Here is a 21106-nt window from a genome sequence, read left to right on the forward strand (position 1 = left end):
ATCATGGGGGTACGCAGCGGAGGGATTGAGATGGCCTACGTGTTCCTGCTGATCGCGATCAGCGCCGAGGTGGGCGGCACCAGCCTGCTCAAGGCGACGCAGGGGTTCACCCGGCTCTGGCCCACGGTGGGGCTGGCCGTCGCCTACCTGCTGGCCTTCGGGATGCTCGCGCTGGCCGTCCGGGACATTCCGGTCGGGGTGGCGTACGCGATGTGGTCGGGGCTGGGCACCGCGGCGATCGTCGCGATCGGCGCGGCCTTCCTCGGCGAGCCGTTGAGCGCGTCGAAGGTGATCGGGGTGGGCCTGATCATCGGGGGAGTGGTGGTACTCAACCTCGGCGGGGCGCACTGAGCCAGCCGCCTCGCCCCCGGCCCGCAGCCGGGGCCGCTGGCGGGGTGCGTGCGGGTGGGCACCGGATCGCCCGGGTCGGCACCTCCCGGTGCCGCCCGGTGGGCGCGGTGGCCGGTGGGCGCGGTGGCCGGTGCGACGCCACCGGGGAGGCGGCGGGACCCGGGCCCGCACGGCGGGACCCGGGTCCGTGCGTGGTTACCGGCGTCGGCTAGCGGCGGCCTGCGGAGTGCCGGTGCACCGCCTGCCGTCCCCGCAGGAACGCCAGCACGATCACCACCAGCAGCGCGACGAGACCGATGATCGCCAGCCAGCGGACCGCCTCCAGGAGCAGCCCGAGCAGGATGAGCGCGCCGCCGACGACACCGACGACGAAGAGCATGGCCCGCATGTCCACCTCCTCTGACAGCACTGACCGGGCGGCATTCCCGTTTGCCGCCGCCGTACGCCTCGACCTGCGTCGCGTCGCGTGCCCCGTGGGCGGTGCGCCACCTCCCGGTGGGCCGGCGTGGCCGGTGCCGGACCGGGCCCGAGCGGCCGGTGCCCCTGGGCCGGCCGCAGCGGTGGGACGGGCGTCGGGCGGGTCGCCGCAGGCTCAGCGCCGGGCGACGTAGACGGTGTTGGCGGACTCCCCGCCGGTCAGCGGGTTGGCGAACGGGACGACGTGCGCCTGCCAGGTGGGGAACACCTCGGCGAGGACCCGGCCGAACGCGTCGTCCGGCGGGTCGTCCGACCAGAGCGCGAACACCCCCTCGGGCAGCAGCAGGTCGGCCAGCCGGCGGAGGCCGTCGGGGGTGTAGAAGGCGGCGTGGCTGGGGTGCAGCACGTTGCGGGGAGAGTGGTCGACGTCGAGCAGCACCGCGTGGAAGCGGCGGTCGGGCTGGTCCGGGTCGAAGCCGACGCCGGCGGCGACGGTGGCGAAGAAGTCGGCCCGGACGAACCGGGTCCGCGGGTCCGGGGCGAGGCCGGCGGCGAAGGGGAGCAGTTGGCGGCGGTGCCAGTCGATGACGTCCTCGATCGTCTCCACCACCAGCACCGAGCGCACCCGGGCGTCCTCCAGGGCGGTACGCGCGGTGTAGCCGAGGCCGAGGCCGCCGACGACCACGTCGAGCGGCTCGTCGGCCAGCGGGGCCAGGCCCAGCCGGGCCAGTTCGATCTCGGCCACCGGAAAGAGGCTGGACATCAGGTACTCGTCGTCGAGCTTGACCTCGTACACGTCGACGTCGAGTGCGGGGTCGCGCCGTCGGCGCAGGCTGATGGCGCCGATCGGGGTCTCCCGCCAGGCCAGTTCCTCGAATCGCACGCCCACCCGGCCACCCTTCCACCGTCGTCGTGCCGGGATGCTACCGGGGCGACCGGTTCGGACCGGTGTCGGCTCGCGCACGCCCGCCGGCCGGGGTCCGCCCCGGCCGGCTCCCGGCGCCCGCCGGTCGGCGACGGAGGGTCAACGGGACATCGACACAGCGCATATCCTGTCCGCCGAGGACTCGCGGAAGGGACGCCATGCCGTCGCGGCAGGACCAGCTCCACTCCTACCAGTTCACCGTGCAGCGGGCCGTCGCCGCCCTGGTCATGCGGGAGACCGACCCGGCGCGGTCGCCGTTTCGCCGGTTGGCCGGCACCGGGTTGGCCAGTGTCCTGGTCGCGGCGATCGGGCTGGGCGGCTTCGCCCTCTACGGTCTGTTCGCCGGTGGCGGGTCGGCCTGGCGCGACACCGGGGCGGTGGTCGTGGAAAAGGAGTCCGGGGCCCGGTTCGTCTACCGCGACGGCAGGTTGCACCCGGTGCTCAACTACGCGTCGGCGCTGCTGATCGTCGGGGCGGACCGGTCCCGCACCGTGCTGGTGTCGCGTCGGTCCATCGAGGGGGTGCCGCGCGGCCTGCCACTGGGCATCGCCGACGCGCCGGATTCACTGCCCGCCCCCGGTCGGCTCTCCACCGCCCCGTGGACGGTGTGTTCGCTGGAGCCGACGGAGGCGGGTCGGGCGACCTCCCGGTCGGCCCTGCTGATCGGCCGGGAGGCGACCGGCGGGCGGCGGCTCACCGAGGAGGCGGTCCTGGTCCGGCACCCGGACGGCGGCCTGCACCTGATCTGGCACCAACGCCGGTACCTGCTGCGCGACACCGCCCGGGTGCTCGCGGCGCTGGCCGCCACTCGGGAGCGTGCGGTTCCGGCCGCCCCGGCGTTGCTCAACGCCCTGCCGGCGGGCGTCGACCTGGCCCCGCCCCGGTGGCCGGTCTCGGCGAGCCCTCCGCCGAGGTCGCCGGAGCGACGATCGGGGACGTCTACCTGGTCCGCAACTCCGGCGGTGGCCGACAGTACGCGGTCGCCGAGCGGGCCGGCCTGGCCGGCATCACCGAACTCCAGGCCGCCCTGCTGATGGCCCGCACCGGCCAGGACGAACCGGCCCCGGTCAGCCTGGGTCGGTTCGCCGCGCTGCCCAAGCTGCCGGATCTGGTGCCCGCCGGCCCGGCCGCGCCGCCTCCGGCCCCGCCGCGCCTGGCCGGCGTGGACGACGGCGCGCTCTGTGCCCGGGTCGGCGTCGACGGCGTGGTCCGCGACATCAGGGTCGGCGCGACCGTGCCGGACCTCTCGGCCGCCGCCCGCACCGCCGACGGCTCGGGCGGGGTGCGCGTGGACCAGGTGCTGGTCGAGCCGGGCCGGGGCGCGGTGGTCGAGTCGGTGGCCGCGCCGGGTGCCGACGGCGGTGCGGTCTCCGTGGTCACCGACCTGGGCCGCCGCTACGTGCTCGCCGACGGTGAGGTGCTCGGGATGCTCGGCTACCAGGGGGTCACCCCGGTCCGGCTCCCCGCCGGCCTGGTCAGCCTGGTCCCCGCCGGCAGCCCTCTCGACCCGACCGCCGCCCGGGCCGTCGCCGCCCCGTCCTGACCGATTCCACCCACCCCGGGCGGTTCAGCCGGTCGGGCGGCGCAGCAGGCTGACCGCGAAGTCGGCGTCGTCCCGCCAGGGGCGCAGGTCCCAGGTGGCGAAGCGCTGGTCGAGGCGGAGGCCGGCGGCGGCCACGTCGGCGTCGAAGTGGTCGAGCCGGTAACCCCGGTCGAGACCGAAACCGACGAGCACCACCCCGTCGGGGCGCAGGTGGGCGGCGATCCGGGTCAGCACTGTCGGTTCGGTGCCGGCGGCGACAAAGGCCATCACGTTGCCGGCGACCACGGCGGCGTCGAAGGGCTCCCCCTCGCCGGAGCCGGCGAGATCCAACTCGGTGAGGTCGGCGACCAGCCAGCGGGGCCCGGGGTGGTCGGCGCGGGCCGCCTCGATCAGGGTGGGATCGGCGTCGACCCCGACCACCCGGTGCCCCCGCGCGGCGAGGGCGGCACCGACCCGGCCGGTGCCGCAGCCGGCGTCGAGGATCCGCGAACGGGGGGCCACCACCGCGTCGACCAGGCGGGCCTCACCCGCCAGGTCGGCACCCTCGGCGGCGAGCCGCCGGAACCGGTCGATGTACCACTGCGAGTGTTCGGGGCCGGTCTCGGTCGCCCACCGGGTCGGGTTGGTCATGTCGCCACGGTAACCGGCCTGCCGGGTGCCACGCGGCGGGCACGGACAGCTCGGGTCCCGGCCCGCGACACCGGCGGCCCCCGGTCGCAGGCCCGCAGGAGCCGCGCGGCGTCCGCCTGCCGCTGGCCCTTCACCTGCGGGTGACGCGGCTCAGGGCAGCTGGGCCACCGTGACGAACTCGTTGTAGGTGAAGACCTTGCCCATCGACCGGGGGAACGGGAAGGAGTACTGCTTGACCACCGTCATGCCGAGATCGCGGGCCGCCTGCGCCGCCTCGTCGAAGCCGACGAACCGGACATGGGTCGCGTCGCTGGCGTACCCCCGCTCCTGGGGGGTGATGAAGACGGCGGTGCCGCCGGACCGCAGGAACGGCAGGTAGCCGGAGATGACCTCCAGGGCCGCCTCGGCGGGCAGGTGCTCCAGCAGGTGGGCGGCGAGCAGCGCGTCGAACGCGCCGGGCCGGGCGTGCGGGGACTGGTGGAACTCCTCGATCGTGTACGCCTCCAGGCCGGCGGCCCGGGCGTGCGCCACCGACGTCGGGTTGTGGTCCACCCCGACCGCGCCCTCACCCAGGTTGGCCAGGTTGCGACCGAGGCCGCAGCCGACGTCGAGGGTACGCCCCAGCTCGAGCCGCTGGAGGTTCCACCGGTAGGGCGCCTGCACGTCGAGCACCTGCTTCCAGCGCGCGCCACCGAGACGCTGCAGCCGTTGGGTGTAGTCCTCGCCCTCGGTGCCCGCCGCGGTGTCCTGCTCTGCTCGACTCATCGCCGGCCTCTCTGCCCGTCGCGCAACGTCGCCACCCGGCGCGCGTGCGGAGGCACCCGGCCGGCCGTCGGATGCCCACCCCGACGCGGGCACCCCGACAGATGCTACGGACCCGGGCGGCCATCGTCAGCCCCCGTGAGCGGCGGTTTGGCACCGGGTCTTACCAGGTGACGCTCGGTGGCGTGGGGTCTCACCCTGGGTGTGCGCCGCCCCTGCTCCGGGCCGGCGGGGTCGGGCGTCGGGCGGCGCGAACGGCGTCGGTCGGGCGGGACCGTCCAGCCCGTCGACCCTAGGATGGCGTGGGCCGGGCGGTCGTGGAAACCCGCCTGACCTGCCGTTAAGGTGCCGTCCACGGTGGAAAATCGCCGGTTTGCAGGGGCTTTTGCCGCAAATTTACTTGCCGGTAGGCGCTTAGGCTGAAACTCCTTTTCGCGCTAGGGGGATGATCGGCCGAATTTCGCCGTCCGATCTTCAGGTGCCGGTGGGCCCTTCGGTCCGACTCCGATCGATGATCTTTTCTCGGCCGCATCGAGCCCTATTCTGCTTCCATTGTGAAGTCCTGGGGGGGATCATGATCACAATCGACTGTTCCTGCGCGCCTGCCCACAGTGGAGCCGAGCCGGCCCGCTGACATGCCGCAACAGACGATCATCCAACAGTTCGCCGGGGTCGCGGCCACCCGTCCCGACCAGCCGGCGATCCTCGGCGAGACCCACGAGGTCAGCTACGCCGCCCTGGCCGCCACCGTCGGCGGGCACGCCACCGCGCTCACCACGGCCGGTGTCCGGCCCGGCGACCTGGTCGCCCTGCTCACCGGGCACGGCGTGGCCGCCGTCGCCGCGACCCTCGGCACCCTCGCCGCCGGTGGCGCGTACGTGCCGCTGGACCCCGGGTTCCCGGTCGACCGCCTCCGACGCCTGCTCGACGTCGCCGCCGACGTGCGGGTCGTCGCCTGCACCGCCGAGCACCGCGCGCTGGCCGACACGCTGTGCGCCGCACGCCCCGGCACCGGCGTGCTGGTCCTCGACGACAGCGCGACCGCGCCGCTGCGGCCCACCCCCGTCGACCCCGACAGCCCGGCGTACGTGCTGTTCACCTCGGGCTCCACCGGCACGCCCAAGGCCGTCGCCCAGACCCACCGCAACCTGCGGCACGTCGTCGACAACCAGATCGACACCCTGGCGATCGGCCCGACCGACCGGCTCAGCCTGCTCGCCTCGTTCAGCGTCGACGCGGCCATCCCCGACCTCTACCCGGCGTTGCTCACCGGGGCCGCCCTCGTCCCGATCGACCTGCGCCGGCACGGCCTGGCGTACGCCGTCGAGCGGCTCGCCCGGCACCGGGTGACCGTCTACCACTCCACCCCGACCGTCTACCGGTTCCTGCTCGACACCCTCGGCGACCGGCGGCTGGACACCGTGCGGGTGGTGCTGCTCGGCGGTGAACAGGCCACCCACGCCGACGCCACCCGGGGCCGCGACCGGTTCGCCCCGGACTGTGTCCTGGTCAACGGGTACGGCGCCACCGAGATGACCTTCGCCGCCCGGTACGCGCTGCCGCTGGCCACCGCCGCCCCCGCCACCGGCCCGCTGCCGATCGGCACGGCGTTGCCCGGCTACACACTGCGGCTGGCCGACTCCGGCGAGATCGTGGTGCGCAGCCGGCACCTCGCCCCCGGATACCTGGGCCAGTCGAGCGACCGGTTCGGTGTCGACCCCGACGGGATGCCCACGTACGCCACCGGTGACCTGGGGGCCAGGCTGCCCGGCGGTGAGCTGGTCTGCCTCGGCCGGCTCGACCGCCAGGTCAAGGTACGCGGGTTCCGGGTCGAGCTGACCGAGGTCGAGGCGGTCCTCGCCGACCAGCCCGGCGTCGCCGCCGTCCGCGCCATCGCCCGGGGCGGCGAACTGCTCGCGTACGCCGTGCCGGTCGAGGGTGGTCTCGACCCGGTGGCCCTGCGCGCCGCCCTCGCCCGGCGGCTGCCGGAACACGCGCTGCCCCGCGCCGTGCTGGTGCTCGACGCGTTCCCACTCACCGTCACCGGCAAGATCGACGAGCGGGCGTTGCCCGACCCGACCCCCGAGGTTCCCGCCGGGCAGGAGCCCACCACCGCCACCGAGCGCGCCGTGCACGACATCTGGTGCGCGGTGCTGGGCCGCAGCGCCATCGGGCGGCAGGAGAACTTCTTCGACGCCGGCGGGCAGTCGCTGCTGCTCGGCCAGGTCCAGCAGCGCATCGCCGAGCGGTTCGGGGTGATGCCGCCCATGGTGCGGCTGTTCGCCCACCCGACGATCGCCACGCAGGCCCGCCTCCTCGACGGGGAGCACCCGGCCGTCGGTCCGCACCCGCCCGAGGCGGCGGTCCGCACCGCGGCGGCCCCGCGCCGACCCTGCCCACCCCGGCCACCCCGCCGGTCGCCGCCCGCGAGTACACCGGCGACGAGATCGTGGTGGTGGGGCTCGCCGGCCGGTTCCCCGGCGCACCCGACGCGGCGACCTTCTGGTGGAACGTCTGCGCCGGCGTGGACTCGATGCACGACCACACCGACGCCGAACTGGACGCCCTCGGCATCGGGCCGCGACTGCGCGCCGACCCCCGGCACGTGCGGGCCGGCGGCCGGCTCGACGGGGTCACCGACTTCGACGCCGAGTTCTTCGCCATGGGCGACGAGGAGGCCGCCCGCACCGACCCCCAGCACCGGCTCTTCCTGGAGGCCGCGTGGGAGGCGCTGGAGGACGCCGGGCACGACCCGACCCGCTTCCCCGGCCTGGTGGGCGTCTATGCGGCGACCTCCGCCAACCGCTACTTCCTGTTCCACCTGATGGACAACCCGGCTGTGGTCGGCGACGTCGACCCGGACGACTGGGAGGCCCGGCTGATCGGCCGGCAGGCCACCGACCACCTGCCCGGCCAGGTCGCGTACCGGCTGGGGCTGACCGGACCGGCGGTGGCGGTGCAGAGCGCCTGCTCCAGTTCGCTGGTCGCGGTCTGCCTCGCCGCCCAGAGCCTCGCCGACTACCAGTGCGACATCGCCCTCGCCGGCGGGGTCAGCGTCACCTGGCCCCGCTACCGGGCCACCCCCGGCGGGTTGGCCTCCCCGGACGGCCGCTGCCGCGCCTTCGACGAGGCCGCCGAGGGGTCCGGCTTCGGCTCCGGCGTCGGGGTGGTCGCGCTGCGTCGGCTCGCCGACGCCCAGGCCGACGGGGACCGCATCTACGCCGTCCTGCCCGGCTGGGCGGTCACCAACGACGGCCCCGACCGGGCCGGCTTCGCGGTGCCCGGCCCCGCCGGGCAGGCCGCCGCCGTCGCCAACGCCCTGGCCGCCGCCGAGGTCGCCCCCGGCGAGGTCCGCTTCATCGAAGCCCACGGCAGCGGTACGCCGCTGGGCGACGCCATCGAGGTCGCCGCCCTGCACGAGGTGTACGGCGGGGCGGCCCCCGCCGAGTCCTGCGCGCTCGGCTCGGTGAAGACCAACATCGGTCACCTCGACGCCGGGGCCGGCATCGCCGGTCTGATCAAGACGGTGCTCGCCGTCCAGCACGCGGTGATCCCGCCGAACCTGCACTTCACCCGACCCCACCCGGAGATCGACCTGGCCGGGGGCCCGTTCTACGTACCGACCAAGGCCCGGGACTGGCCGGATGCGCCGCGCCGGGTGGCCGGGGTCAGCTCGTTCGGCCTCGGCGGCACCAACGCGCACGTGGTGGTGGAACAGCCGCCCCCGGTCGTACCGGCCGAGCCGGCGGAACCCCGATCCTGGCTGCTGCCGGTGTCGGCGCGTACCCCGCAGGCGCTGCGCGCGGCGTTGACCCGGCTGCGTACCCACCTGGCCGGCACCGGGCCGGAACTGTCCGAGGTGGCCGCCACCCTGGCCCTGGGCCGGCGTTCCTTCGGCCGGCGGGCCGCCGTCGTCGCCGCCGACCTGACCGAGGCGATCGCCGGGTTGGACGAACTGCTCACCACCGGCGTCACCGTGGCCGGTGCGCCCGGCGCACTGCGGGACCTGGCCGCCGGGTGGGTGGCCGGCCGGGACGTCGACTGGGCCGCGCTGCACCCGGAGGGCGTCGTACGGCGCACCGGGCTGCCCGGCTACCCCTTCCAGCGCCGGCGGCACTGGATCGATCCACCGCAGAGAGGCGCACGGTGAACTGGTTCGTCTCGCCCGGAAGCCGACCCCTGGCACCGGTGCAGTTGTTCTGCCTGCCGTACGCCGGGGGTGGGGCCAGCGCCTTCCGCCGCTGGCCGGCGGAGATCGGTCCCGACGTCGAGGTGCTGGCCGTGCAGCTGCCCGGCCGGGAGAACCGGATCAGCGAGGACGCCGCCTTCACCGTCGCGGAGGTGGCCACCGCCGTCGCCGACCGGGCCGACCGCCCGTACGCGATCTACGGGCACTCGATGGGCGGCCGGCTCGGCTTCGAGGTGGTCCGGGAACTGCGCCGCACCGGCCGTGAGCTGCCCCTGCGCCTCTACGTCGGTGGTGCCCGCGCCCCGCACGTCACCGCCGCGAGTCTCTTCGACGGGCTGTCCCAGGTGGCCGACGACGAACTGCTGCGCCGGCTCGCCGACGGCGGCGGACTGCCCGCCGGCCTGCTCGACCACCCGGAACTGGTGGAGCTGCTGCTGCCGTTGCTGCGCGCCGACTTCGGTCGGGTCGACAGTTACCGGTACGTCCCCGAGGCGCCGCTGCCGGTGCCGGTGGTGGCGTTCGGCGGCCGGGCCGACCGGGCGGTCAGCCGGGAGCACAGCGCCGGCTGGGCCGGGCACACCGCAGCCGGCTTCACCCTGCACGAACTCGACGGCGGGCACTTCTTCCTGCACGACCGGTTGCCCGACCTGCTCGGTCTGATCCGCGCCGACCTGACCGCCGCCCTCGGCTCCCCGCCGCCCACCACCCCCGGTGCCCCGCGTACCGAGACCGAGACCGGCCGGGTCGCCTCGGTCGGTGCCGGCCGCGCCCCGGGGTCCGTCGCGGCGGTGCCGGCACCCGGCACGGGTGGGCCAGCCGACCACCGGGTGCCGCTGGGCGACACCGGCTGGTCGGTGTGGCGCGACGCGATCCTGCGCAGCACCGGCTTCCCGGCCGACGGCCTCGTCCTGTTCGCCGCCCCGGCCGCCGCCGCGCTCGCCGACGAGCTGCTGGCCACCGGCAGCGGCGTCGAACGCTTCGACAAGGAGTTCGACGAGGCCGTCCGCGCCGCCGGGCAGCGGTTCACCGAACTCGCCGCCGACCCGCTGGTGCGCGAGGCGGTGACCTGGCAGAACCGGGGCGCGCTGGTGGCCTTCGACGGGCTGGTCCGGGGCGGTCCCGACGCGCCCCGCAACGTGCGCCGTCGCGACCGGGAACGGGCCCTGCTCAAGTACTGGCAGCGGTACTGCGGCAAAAACGAGACGGTCGGCTTCTTCGGCCCCAGCTGCTGGGTGACCGTCGACCCGGCGCAGCCGGAGACCGCCCGGCTGCGGGTCGGCCCGGAACTGACCCGGCGACGGTGGGTCCGGTTCGAGTCGTGGGCGCTCGACGAGTACGCCGAGTGCATCGGCGCCGAACTCGCCGTCCGGCGCTGGTGGCCGCCGGTGCTGGCCCCGCAGGTCGCGGTGCGCGACCGCAGCGTGCTGCGCCCCGGGCAACCACCGGTGGCGCTGTCCCCGGTGGAGGCCGCGCTGCTGGCCGCCGTCGACGGCCACCGCCCCGCCCACGAGCTGGTCGCCGACCCGGCCATCGGGCTGCGCCGGCCCGAGGACGGCTACACCCTGCTCGACCGGCTCGTCGAACGGGAGCTGCTCACCTGGGACGCGGCCCTGCCGGTCAGCCCGGCCGCGGAGGAGGTGCTGCGCGCCCGGATCGACGCCGTCGGCGATCCGGCGGCCCGGCTGGCCGCCCGGTCCGGGCTGGACCGGCTGACGGCCGCCCGCGACGCCGTCGCCGCAGCCGCCGGTGACCCGCACCGCCTGGGCGACGCCCTCGACGCCCTCGACACCACCTTCACCGAACTGACCGGGCGGTCGCCCCGACGTCGGGAGGGCCGGATGTACGCCGGCCGCACCCTCTGCCACGAGGACACCGCCCGGGATCTCGACGTCACCCTCGGCGCCCCGTTCCTGGCCGACCTGGCCGCGCCGCTCGACGTGCTGCTGCGGGCCGCCCGGTGGATGGTGGCCGCCCTGGCGCAGGCGTACGACCGGGTGTTCCGTGAACTGTACGACGAACTGCGCGGCGAGACCGGGGACGCCCCCGTCTCCCTGGCCGACCTGTGGTACCTCGCCCAGGGACTGTTCTGGGGTGCCGGCGACCGCCCGGTCGACGCGGTCGCCGCCGACTTCGCCGCCCGCTGGGCGGGACTGTTCGGCTTCGCCGGGCTGCCACCGGGTACCCGGGAGGTGCGCCTCGCCGCCGCCGATCTCGCCGACCGCGTCGACGAGGTCTTCCCGGCCGCCCCGGCGCACTGGTCCAAGGCCGTCCTGCACAGCCCCGACCTGCAACTCTGCGCGTCCGACGCGGAGGCGTTGGCGCGCGGGGAGTACACCGTCGTGCTCGGCGAACTGCACGCCGCGTGGGCGTCCTTCGACTGCGAGGTGTTCATCCCGGCCCACCCCGACCCACAACGGCTGCGGGACGCCCTCACCACGGACCTGGGCGGGCGTCGGCTGCGGCTGCTGTACCCCACCGACTGGCCACGGCGGACCAGCCGCACCGCCGAAGCCCTCGCCGGGCCCAGCGACCGGCAGTTGGCCTTCGCGGCGGCGCCCGGGGCCGACCCGGCCCGGGTGCTGCCCACGGTGGCGCTCACCGTGTCCGAGCGGGACGGCCAGCTGGTCGCCACCGCCGCCGACGGCGAGAGCTGGCCGCTGACCGAGGTCTTCGGTGAACTGCTCAGCGCCCACGCGGTGGACGGGTTCAAGCTGGTCGCCGCCGCCCCGTACACCCCCCGGGTCACCATCGACCGGCTGGTGGTGGCCCGGCGGACCTGGCGCACCACGGTGGGGGAGAGCGGTCTGGCCGACGCCGCCGGGGAACGTGACCGGTTCCTCGCGGTGCGGGCCTGGCGACGCCGCCTCGACCTGCCCGAGCAGGTCTACGTCAAGCTCGGCAGCGAGACCAAACCCTGCTACGCCGACCTGAGCAGCCCGGCCTTCGCGAACATGTTCTGCGCCATGGTGCGGGCGGCCCGGATGGGCGACGGCCCCGGGGTCTCCCTGACGGTCAGCGAGATGCTGCCCGGCCCGGACGACGCCTGGGTGCCCGACGCGGCCGGCCGCCGGTACCTCAGCGAACTGCGCCTGCACGTGGTCGACGACACCGCCCGGGACGACCGGTGAACCGGCACACCGTCCGCCCGGTGGGGCGTACCGCACCAGCAACCGTACGGGGAGCGACGTGACCGACATCCTGTCCATCAGTGCCGTCACCGGGGAAGCACTGCCCTGGCCGGACGGGACGCTGGCCGAGCTGATCGCCGAACGGGCGGCCCGCTGCCCGGACGCGGTGGCGGTGCGCCAGTGGGACGACCGGCTCACCTACCGGGAGCTGGTCGGTCGGGCGGCGGGCCTGGCCGCCGCGCTGCGGGCCCGGGGGGTGGGCCGGCAGACCCGGGTGGGGATCTGCGCCCACCGCCGGCCCGACCTGGTGGTCGACGTGCTGGGCGTGCTGCTCGCCGGGGGCTGCTACGTGCCGTTGGAGCCCGGTGGCCCCCGGCAGCGGCTGCGGGAGATCGCCGCCGACGCCGGGGTGACGTTGGTGGTGGGGGACGCGGCGGCGGTCGAGTTCGCCGACACCCCCGGCGTCGAGGTGGTCACCGCCACCGGCCCGGCCCCGTCGGCACCCTGCCCGGCGCGGGCCGGCGACCCGGCGTACGTGCTGTTCACCTCGGGTTCCACCGGCCGACCCAAGGGGGTGCTGACCACCCACCGCAACGTGGTCGAGTTCGTCACCGGCTGCGCCGCGCTCAGCGCCGCCGACGCCGGGGTGCGCAGCCTCGGCATCGCCTCGCTCGGCTTCGACGCGGCCAGCATCGACCTGTTCGTCCCGCTGCTGCTCGGCGGCAGCGTGCAGCTGCTCGGCGTGGACGACCGCTCCGACCCGGACCGGCTGGCCCGGTTCATCGTCGCCCACGACGTGAACTGGGGTTTCATCACCCCGACCGTGTTGTCCATGCTGGACCCGGCCCGGGTGCCGGGCTGGCGGACGGTGCTCTGCGGCGGCGAGGCCGTCCCCGCCGAGCTGGCCGCCCGCTGGGCGCCGGGACGACTGCTGCTCAACGGCTACGGCCCCACCGAGACCACCGTGCTGGCGGTCAGCGGTGAGCTGACCGCCGCCGACACCGACCCGGTGCCGATCGGGCTGCCCCTGCCCAACCACCGGGCGTACGTGGTGGACGACGCGCTGCGGGCGGTGCCGCCGGGGCAGACCGGTGAGCTGCTGATCGGCGGGCCGGGGCTGGCCGACGGCTACCTCAACCGGCCCGGCCTGACCGCCGACCGGTTCGTCCCCGACCCGTTCTCCGGGCTGCCCGGCGAGCGGCTCTACCGCACGGGCGACCTGGTCCGGCAGGCCGAGGACGGGCGGATCGTCTATCTCGGCCGGGCCGACCGGCAGGTCAAGATCCGGGGCCAGCGCATCGAGTTGGGCGAGGTGGAGGCCGTGCTCGCCGGGGTGCCCGGCGTCGACCGGGTGGCCGTGGAGGCGGTGCCCGGCCCGGCCGGGACCGAACTGGTCGCGTTCCTCACCCCGGCCACCGCGCCCGACGACGACACCGTCCGGGCGTACGCCGGGGGGCGGTTGACCGCCGCGATGCTGCCGGCGCGGCTGCTGCGCCGCGACGACCTGCCGGTCAGCGCCATCACCGGCAAGCTGGACCGGCCGGCGCTGCGGGCGCTGGCCGACGCCGCCCTGACCGTCGTCCCCGCCGACGGGCCGACCGACGAGCCGACCGACCCGGTCGAGCGGGTCGTGCGGCGGGTCTGGACCCGGCTGCTCGGCGCGGCACCCGCCCCGGACACCGACTTCCTCGCCGCCGGTGGCAACTCCGTCGCCGCGATGCGGCTGGTCGCGGCGTTGCGCGCCGAGCTGGGCCGGCACGTCGACACCCGGGACGTGCTGGCCGGGCGCACCCCGGCCGCGTTGGCCGCCCGGCTGCGGGCCGCCGCGCCCGCCGACGCCGACGGGCTGACCACCGGCAACCCGCCGACGTTGTCCCCGCCGCAGCGCCGACTGTGGTTCGTCGACCAGCTCGCCCCCTCCAGCGCCCCCTACAACATCGCGGTCGCGCACCGGTTGCGTGGCCCGCTGGACACGGTGGCGCTCGGGGCGGCGCTGCGGGCCGTGGCCACCCGGCACGACGTGCTGCGCTGGCGCATCCCGCAGAACGCCGGGGTGCCCTACGCGGTCTGCGAGGAACCGACCGACGTGGCGGTGCCGGTGGTCGACCTGACCGGTCGCGCCGACGCCGGGACCGAGCTGGCCGGGATGCTCGCCGCCGGTGCCGCGCACGCCTTCGACCTGGCCACCGGGCCGCCCTGGCAGGTGACCGTCTACCGGCTCGGCCCCGACGAGCACGTGCTGGCGATGACCATGCACCACGCGGTCTTCGACGGCTGGTCCGAGGCGGTCCTCTACGCCGACCTGGCCACCGGGTACGCGCAGGCCGTCGCCGGTGCGTCGCCGGCCCTGCCGCCGCTGTCCGCCTCGTACGCCGACTACGCGGTGTGGCGCGACGCGCGGGACCGCCGGCAGGGCCCCGCCGACCTCACCTGGTGGACGGAGCACCTGCGGGGCGTGCCGACCGTGCTGGATCTGCCCCGCGACCGCCCCCGCCCGGCGGTGCAGACGTACGCCGGGGCGGAGGCGGCGGTGACCCTGTCCGCCACCGCCGACCGGGCGGTGCGGGACCTGGCCGGGCGGCGCGGCGGCACCGTCGCGGCGGTGCTGCTGGCCGGCTTCGCCGAGCTGCTGCGCCGGCTCACCGGCGGCGACGACCACGTGGTCGGGGCGATCGTCGCCGACCGTCGGCTGGCCGCCTTCGACGACGTGGTCGGCTTCTTCATCGACACCGTCCCGGTGCGGTTGCGCACCGGCCGGGCCGACGGTGCCGGCGGTCCGGGCGCGGCCGGTGGGGTGGGTTTCGGTGAACTGGTCGACCGGTGCGCCGCCGAGCTGCACGAGGCGACCGCCCACCCGGGCGCACCGCTGGAGAAGCTCGTCGAGACCCTCGGGGTGGGGCGGGACACCTCCCGGGCCCCGCTGGTGCAGGTGCTGTTCAACGTGCTCAACTTCGCCCCGCCCCGGCTGGCGCTGACCGGCCTGACCGGCGAGGTGGTCCCGGTGCCCAAGCCGGGCTCCCCGTTCGACGTCACCGTCTACGTGGTGCAGCGCGACGGCCGGTGCGGGGTGGACGTCGTCTACAACCCGGACCTGTTCGACGCCGACCGGATCGACGCGCTCCTGGCCGACCTGGTCGACCTGGTCGGCGCGCTCGCCGCCGACCCGCACAGCCCGGCCGACACGGTCGCCGTGGCGCTGCCCCGGCCCACCGTACGGGTGGCGGCGCTCGGCGCGATGACGGTGGCCGCCACCGCACCGGCCCCGGTCGCGCCGGTGCCGACCGGTCCGGACGAGCTGACCGGAACCGAGGAGCTGATCGCCGGCATCTGGCGGGAGGTGCTGGACCGCGACCGGGTCGGGGTCGCCGACAACTTCTTCGACATCGGCGGGCACTCCCTGGCCCTGGCCGCGGTGCACGCCCGGCTCACCGCCGCGACCGGCCGGTCGATCACCATGCTCGACCTGTTCCGGCACCCCACCGTCCGGGCGCTCGCCGCCAGCCTCGACGGGGCCGCCGACCGACCCGAGCTGGCCCGCGCCGCGCTGCGCGCCGCCGCCCGGCGTGGCCGGACCCGTCGTACCCCACCGCCTCGCCGACCGCACCAGCCGTGACGCCGCATTCCTCCCCACCGCCTGCGGGCGGCACCTTGCGACAAAGGACTACCCCGATGCAGAACGAGATCGACACCGCGCCGCCCTCCGACGACGGCATCGAACCCATCGCCATCGTCGGGCTCGCCGCCCGGCTGCCGGGTGCCGCCGACGTCGGCGAGTTCTGGCGCAACCTGGTCGACGGCGTCGAGTCGGTCACCGAGCTGAGCCGCGACGAGCAGCTCGCCCGGGGCGCGACCACCGACGAGGTCGACGACCCGGGCTGGGTGAGCCGGGCCCCGCTGATCGACGGGTACGACACCTTCGATGCCGGGCTGTTCGGGATGACCAGCCGCGAGGCGGAGGTGACCGACCCGCAGCACCGGCTGTTCCTGGAGAGCTGCTACACCGCGTTGCAGGACGCCGGCTACGACCCGGCCCGCTATCCCGGGGCGGTCGGCGTGTACGCCGGCACCGGCGGCAACACCTACCTGCACCGGTACGTGCTGCGCAACAAGCGGGTCGGCGGCAACCCGCACGGGGCGGTCTCGCTGGCCACGGGCAACTCGCCGAACTACGTGGCGACCAACGTGTCGTACCGGTTGGACCTGCGGGGGCCGAGCCTGACCGTGCACACCGCCTGCTCCACCTCGCTTGTCGCCTTCCACCTGGCCTGCGAGGCGCTGCGCAACCACGAGTGCGACATGGCGTTGGCCGGTGGCGTCAACGTGGAGCTGCCGCACGTCGGCTACCTGGGCATGGACGGTTTCACCTCGCCCGACGGCCGGTGCCGCCCCTTCGACGCCGGGGCCAACGGCACGGTCTGGGGCAGCGGTGTCGGGGTGACCCTGCTCAAGCGGCTCTCCGACGCGATCGCCGACGGCGACGCGATCCGTGCGGTGGTGCTGGGCAACGCCATCAACAACGACGGCGCCGGCAAGGTCGGTTTCACCGCCCCCAGCGTCGACGGGCAGGTGGAGGCGATCGCCCAGGCGGTCGGGATGGCCGGGATCGACCCGCGCACCATCAGCTACGTCGAGGCGCACGGCACCGGCACCGCGCTGGGTGACCCGATCGAGGTGGCCGCGCTGTCGGCGGTGTTCACCCGGGACACCGCCGAGCGGGGCTGGTGCGGCATCGGCTCGGTCAAGTCCAACATCGGGCACCTCAGCCAGCCGTCCGGCATCGTCAGCGTGATCAAGACGGTGCTGGCGATGGAACACGGGCTGATCCCGCCGACGATCAACTACGAGACGCCCAACCCGGGCATCGACTTCGCCGACACCCCGTTCTACGTGGCGAACACCCTGACCAAGTGGGACACCGACGGCGGACCCCGCCGGGCCGGGGTCAGCTCGTTCGGCATCGGCGGCACCAACGCGCACGTGGTGCTCGAGGAGGCGCCGGCGGCGTACCGGACGGATCGCCGGGTCCGGCCGGCGCAGCTGCTGCACGTGTCGGCGAAGACGGCGTCGGCCCTGGACAGCGCCGTCACCCGGCTCGCCGACCACCTGGCGGCGACCAGCGACGGCGGGCCGGAGCTGCTGGCCGACGTGGCGCACACGCTGCGGGTGGGCCGCCAGGAGTACCCGCACCGGGTGGCCGTGGTCGCCACCGACCTGGCCGAGGCGGTGACCGCGCTGCGGACCCCGCGCCGCCGCCAGTCCGGGGTGGTCGACGGTGCCGCGCCCCGCACCGCGTTCCTCTTCTCCGGGCAGGGCGCCCAGTACGCCGGGATGGGCGCGCAGCTCTACGCCGAGGAGCCGGCCTTCGCCGCCACCGTCGACGAGTGTGCCGCCTTGCTCCACCCGGAGCTGGGCCTGGACCTGCGGGAGCTGATCCTGGGCCGCGACCCGCAGGCGGCGGAGAAGCTCACCGAGACCCGCTACACCCAGCCGGCCCTGTTCGTCGTCGAGTACGCCCTGGCGCTGCTCTGGCAGCGGGCCGGGGTCCGCCCGGCGGCAATGATCGGCCACTCGATCGGCGAGTACGTCGCCGCCACCGTCGCCGGGGTGCTGAGCCTGCCCGACGCGCTGCGGGTGGTCGCCGCCCGGGGTCGGCTGATGCAGTCGATGCCGGCCGGGGCGATGCTGGCCGTCTCGCTCGACGAGGCGCAGGTCGCCGCCCGGCTGCCCGAGGGGCTGGCCATCGCCACCGTCAACGGCCCCGGCACCTGCGTGGTGGCCGGCGAGAGCGCCGCCGTCGCCGCGTTCGCCGACAGCCTCGGCGGCAAGAACAAGAGCAAGCAGCTGCGCACCTCGCACGCGTTCCACTCGCCGATGATGGACCCCATCCTGGCGGAGTTCACCGCGCTGATGGCGACGGTGCCGCTGCGCGCGCCGGCCATCCCGTTCCTGTCCAACGTGACGGGCACCTGGATCACCGCCGAGCAGGCCACCGACCCGGCGTACTGGGCGGCGCACCTGCGTCAGCCGGTGCGCTTCGGCGACTGCGTGGCGACCCTGCTCGGCGCGGGCACCTGGGCGCTGCTGGAGTGCGGGCCGGGCCGGCAACTGGCCAACCTGGCCCGGATGCAGGTCGCCAAGGGTTCCCCGCAGCAGCGGGCGTTGACCCCGCTGGGCAGCCTGCCGGGCCCCGGTGAGCCGGCCGGTGACCTGGCCGCCCTGCTCACCAGCGCCGCCGCGCTGTGGTGCGCCGGGGTCGGGGTGCGCCTCGACGCCGACCCGGCCGCCCGGCGGGTGCCGCTGCCGACGTACCCGTTCGAGCGCCGGCGTTACTGGGTCGACCCGGACCCGGTGGTGGCGGTGGCCGACGTGCCGGCGGAGACCGGTCCGCGTGCGCTGCCGCAGTGGTTCGCGGTGCCGGTGTGGCGGCAGGCCGCCGCCGACCCGGCGACCGTGCCGGCGGGCCGCTGCCTGGTGTTCGCCGCCGGTCCGCGCGCGGACGCCCTGGTCGCCGCGTTGCGGACCGCCGGTGACGACCCGGTCGTGGTACGCCCCGGCGCGGCGTTCGCGGCGTCCGACGACGGGTACCGGCTGCGCCCCGGCCACCGCGAGGACCACGACGCGCTGGTCGCGGCGTTGACCGCAGGCGGGGTGCCGGACCGGTTGGTGCACGCCTTCGCCCTGGACGGCCCGCCGGCCGGGCTCGACGCGACGGCCGCCTGGGACGCCCAGCAGCGTGGCTTCTTCGACGCCCTGCACCTGGTGCAGGCGCTCGCCGGGGCGGGGGCGACCGCCGGGGAGCAGCCGCTCACCCTCGACCTGGTCACCGCGGGCGTCGGCGACGTCACCGGTGCCGACCTGGTCCGGCCCGAGCACGCCACCCTCGCCGGTCTGGCCCGGGTGCTGCCGGCCGAACTGCCCGGCCTGGCCGTGCGGCTGGTCGACGCCGACCCGGCCGACCCCGGGGTCGAGACGCTCGCCGCCGAACTGCGCCGCCCGGTGGACCCGCAGCGGGTGGAGCTGACGTTGCGCGGCACCCGCCGCTGGGTGACCGGGTACGAGCAGGTCACCGTGGCCGCCGAGGGCGAGCCGGGGGCACTGCGCGACGGCGGCCGTTACCTGGTCACCGGTGGCCTGGGTGGCATCGGCGTCACCCTCGCCGAGGACTTCGCCCGGCGGGCCGGGGTGAAGCTGGTGCTGCTGGCCCGGTCCGGGTTGCCGCAGCGTGAGCGGTGGGACGACCACCTGGCGGTGCACGGCGGCGCGGACCGGGCCGGCCGGGCGATCGCGGCGATCCGCCGGATGGAGGCGGCCGGCGCGACGGTGCGGGTGCTCGCCGCCGACGTCACCGACCCGGCCGACCTGCGTCGGGTCCGGGCCACCGTGGAGGCCGAGTTCGGTGGGCTGGACGGCATCGTGCACGCCGCCGGTCTGCCCGGCGGCGGCATGGCCGAGGTGAAGGAGCGGGCCGAGGCGGAGCGGGTGCTCGCCCCGAAGCTCACCGGCACCCTCGCCCTGGCCGAGGTCTTCGGTGACCTGCCGCTGGACTTCGTGGTGCTCTGCTCGTCGATCACCTCGGTGATCGGCGGGTTCGGCCAGGTCGACTACTGCGCGGCGAACGCCTTCCTCGACGCGTTCGCCCGCTCCGGCGTCGGTTTCCGGGCCCCCGTGCTGTCGCAGAACTGGGGTGGTTGGGCGGAGGTCGGCATGGCGGTGGAGACCGCCGCGCCGGCCGCGTTCCGGGCCGCCGGCCGGGACACCGTCACCACGCCGGTGGACCACCCGGTGCTCACCACGAAGGTGACCGGCCCGGAGTCGACGGTGCTGCACGGGCTGGTCTCCGCCGGCACCCACTGGCTGCTCGACGAGCACCGCATCGGCGGGGTGCCGGTGGTGCCCGGCACCGCCCACCTGGAGTCGGTGCGGGCCGCGGTGGCCGCCGGGGTGCCCACCCACGACCCGCAGGCCGTGGTGGAGCTGCGCGACGTGGTGTTCCTGGAGCCGTTCGCGGTGCCCGAGGGCACCGTCGCGCAGTACCGGGTCGAGCTGACCCCGGCCGAGGAGGGCGTCGACTTCGCGGTCCGCAGCCTCGCCGCCGGCCAGCTCCGCACCCATGTGCGCGGGTCGGCGGGCTGGGTCGTCGAGGCCGCCCCGGCGGCCCGGGTGCCGGTGGTCGACGGCCGGCGGGTCGACGACGACGCCTCGTTCGGTCGGGGCCGTACCAGCATGCTGACCTTCGGCCCGCGCTGGGCCTCGCTGACCGAGCACCGCCTCGGCGACGGCGAGGAACTGGCCCGGATCGAGGCCCCGGAGCCGGTCCGGGCCGACCTGCCGGCGTGGGGGCTGCACCCGGCGCTGCTGGACGTGGCCACCGCGTTCGGCCGGGGCCAGGGCGACGGCACCTACCTGCCGCTGTCGTACGGGCGGATCGTGGTGCGCGGGCCGCTGCCGGCGGTGTTCCACAGCCACCTGCGGCACCGGGCCAGCGCCACCGACGAGGTGGTCGCCGCCGACCTGTCGCTGACCGACACCGAGGGCCGGGAACTCGTCGCGATCGGCGACTTCGTGCTGCGCCGCGTCGACCAGGGCGCGGTCACCGGCGGGTTGACCGGCACCGCCGACGCGGGCCCGGTCGAGCCGGCGGCCGGGGCGCTCACCGAGGACATCCGCCCGGTCGACGGCGCGGAGGCGTTCCGGCGCAGCCTCACCGCCGGTCTCGGCGCGCAGGTGGTGATCGCCACCCGCCCGGTCGAGGAGATCCGACGGCGGGCCTCCCGGGTCACCACGGACAGCCTGGAGCAGGACCCGGAGCCGTCGGCGGCCGCTCCGGCGGCGACCGGGGGCGGCTCGGCGGCCCCGCGTACCGAACTGGAGATCACCATTGCCGGGGTGTGGCGGGACGGGCTGGGGGTGGCCGAGGTCGGGGTGGACGACGACTTCTTCGCCCTCGGCGGCAACTCGCTGGTCGCGGTGCAGCTGATCGCCGCGATGCGCAAGGCGACCGGGGTCCGGCTGCCGATGCGCAGCCTCTTCGAGACCCCCACCGTGGCCGGCCTGGCCGAGCGCATCGCCCAGCTGCGGGCCGCCGCCGCCGACGAACCGGCCGCGCCGGCCACCATCCCCGCCATCCCGCGGCTACCCCGCGCCTGACGTCGAGAAACAGG

At 75.8% G+C, this 21106-nt stretch carries 9 protein-coding genes and 2 pseudogenes; 7 read left to right on the top strand and 4 right to left on the bottom strand.

Going from position 1 to position 21106, the window contains the following annotated elements; all coding sequences use genetic code 11:
* The first annotated feature begins 30 nt into the window (after nucleotides 1–30).
* Complete coding sequence (locus tag J7462_RS01805; RefSeq protein WP_208566389.1) at nucleotides 31–351, top strand: multidrug efflux SMR transporter; 321 nt, start codon at nucleotides 31–33, stop codon at nucleotides 349–351.
* A gap of 208 nt (nucleotides 352–559) precedes the next feature.
* Here J7462_RS01805 and J7462_RS01810 read toward each other — a convergent pair whose 3' ends face one another.
* Together J7462_RS01810 and J7462_RS01815 are read right to left on the bottom strand one after the other, a co-directional pair.
* Entirely contained in the window at nucleotides 560–739 is a 180-nt protein-coding gene (locus J7462_RS01810; RefSeq protein WP_208566388.1) for a hypothetical protein, read from the bottom strand.
* Nucleotides 740–943: 204 nt separating this feature from the next.
* Nucleotides 944–1657, bottom strand: a complete 714-nt coding sequence (locus tag J7462_RS01815; protein ID WP_219460872.1) for a spermidine synthase — start codon at nucleotides 1655–1657, stop codon at nucleotides 944–946.
* Nucleotides 1658–1851: 194 nt separating this feature from the next.
* Here J7462_RS01815 and eccB point away from each other — a divergent pair.
* Nucleotides 1852–3236 (top strand): annotated as a pseudogene (gene eccB / locus J7462_RS01820) (type VII secretion protein EccB).
* Nucleotides 3237–3260: 24 nt separating this feature from the next.
* Here the strand turns inward: eccB and J7462_RS01825 are convergent.
* Both J7462_RS01825 and J7462_RS01830 read right to left on the bottom strand, forming a co-directional pair.
* Nucleotides 3261–3866 carry a bifunctional 2-polyprenyl-6-hydroxyphenol methylase/3-demethylubiquinol 3-O-methyltransferase UbiG gene (locus J7462_RS01825; protein ID WP_219460876.1) on the bottom strand — a complete coding sequence of 202 codons (606 nt, stop codon included), beginning with the start codon at nucleotides 3864–3866 and terminating at the stop codon, nucleotides 3261–3263.
* 150 nt (nucleotides 3867–4016) lie between these two features.
* Nucleotides 4017–4631 (bottom strand): methyltransferase domain-containing protein, encoded by a 615-nt coding sequence (locus J7462_RS01830; protein ID WP_091239114.1) that lies wholly within the window; start codon nucleotides 4629–4631, stop codon nucleotides 4017–4019.
* A 632-nt stretch (nucleotides 4632–5263) separates the two neighbouring features.
* On the opposite strand from J7462_RS01830, the pseudogene J7462_RS31665 reads away from it, so the two are divergent.
* The 5 genes and pseudogenes from J7462_RS31665 to J7462_RS01850 form a co-directional block, all read left to right on the top strand.
* Nucleotides 5264–6886 (top strand): annotated as a pseudogene (locus J7462_RS31665) (non-ribosomal peptide synthetase); the annotation flags it as partial.
* A 197-nt stretch (nucleotides 6887–7083) separates the two neighbouring features.
* Nucleotides 7084–8778 carry a beta-ketoacyl synthase N-terminal-like domain-containing protein gene (locus J7462_RS31670; protein ID WP_308291091.1) on the top strand — a complete coding sequence of 565 codons (1695 nt, stop codon included), beginning with the start codon at nucleotides 7084–7086 and terminating at the stop codon, nucleotides 8776–8778.
* The gene (locus tag J7462_RS01840; RefSeq protein WP_219460892.1) at nucleotides 8775–11945 is read left to right on the top strand and encodes a thioesterase domain-containing protein; all 3171 of its coding nucleotides are present in this window, start codon (nucleotides 8775–8777) and stop codon (nucleotides 11943–11945) included. Before J7462_RS31670 ends, J7462_RS01840 begins: the two co-directional genes overlap by 4 nt.
* Before the next feature lie 58 nt (nucleotides 11946–12003).
* Nucleotides 12004–15558: a non-ribosomal peptide synthetase gene (locus tag J7462_RS01845; protein ID WP_219460895.1), complete on the top strand. Its 3555-nt coding sequence runs from the start codon at nucleotides 12004–12006 to the stop codon at nucleotides 15556–15558.
* Nucleotides 15559–15614: 56 nt separating this feature from the next.
* The gene (locus J7462_RS01850) at nucleotides 15615–21092 is read left to right on the top strand and encodes a type I polyketide synthase (RefSeq protein WP_219460899.1); all 5478 of its coding nucleotides are present in this window, start codon (nucleotides 15615–15617) and stop codon (nucleotides 21090–21092) included.
* Nucleotides 21093–21106 lie beyond the last annotated feature (14 nt).

The organism is Micromonospora sp. RL09-050-HVF-A, from assembly GCF_019374995.1.
Lineage (GTDB): Bacteria > Actinomycetota > Actinomycetes > Mycobacteriales > Micromonosporaceae > Micromonospora > Micromonospora antibiotica.

What these genes read in the sequence shown, in the direction of transcription:
- J7462_RS01830 (WP_091239114.1), bottom strand. Translation starts at nt 4,631, where the DNA reads ATGAGTCGAGCAGAGCAGGACACCGCGGCGGGCACCGAGGGCGAGGAC.
- J7462_RS01805 (WP_208566389.1), top strand. Translation starts at nt 31, where the DNA reads ATGGCCTACGTGTTCCTGCTGATCGCGATCAGCGCCGAGGTGGGCGGC.
- J7462_RS01810 (WP_208566388.1), bottom strand. Translation starts at nt 739, where the DNA reads ATGCGGGCCATGCTCTTCGTCGTCGGTGTCGTCGGCGGCGCGCTCATC.
- J7462_RS01825 (WP_219460876.1), bottom strand. Translation starts at nt 3,866, where the DNA reads ATGACCAACCCGACCCGGTGGGCGACCGAGACCGGCCCCGAACACTCG.
- J7462_RS01850 (WP_219460899.1), top strand. Translation starts at nt 15,615, where the DNA reads ATGCAGAACGAGATCGACACCGCGCCGCCCTCCGACGACGGCATCGAA.